The 282-nt window shown below is 31.2% G+C and carries 1 pseudogene; it reads right to left on the bottom strand.

The window, feature by feature from the left end:
• Positions 1-282: pseudogene (locus tag EN845_RS35790) on the bottom strand (hypothetical protein); the annotation flags it as partial.

The following is a 282-nucleotide window of genomic DNA, read 5'->3' as shown; positions in this document are numbered from 1 at the left end:
ATTATTTTGAGATTGATATGCGTATACACCTGTACCTTTAGGTTGTTTATCTGGTGTTTTAATCTTACTTAAATCTTTTCCATAAGCATCTTTGACTTGCTCATAAGTTAAGTTCCCTTTTATAGAAAAATTAACGTTACTTGCTATATTATCATCTTTTGAATAGTCTGAGAAAGTTTGGTCATATTTCTGAGTTGTCTTGCCACCCTCTACTGTTCTTGCACTTACATTCACGCCATTAAAAGTAACCTTGCCATATTTGATTTCATTTTTAAATTGTTC

Origin of the sequence: Mesorhizobium sp. M8A.F.Ca.ET.202.01.1.1, from assembly GCF_004791595.1 — a bacterium.
Lineage (GTDB): Bacteria > Pseudomonadota > Alphaproteobacteria > Rhizobiales > Rhizobiaceae > Mesorhizobium.
The sequence above is the reverse complement of the archived record's forward strand: the minus strand, read 5'-3'. Positions and strand labels throughout refer to the sequence as shown.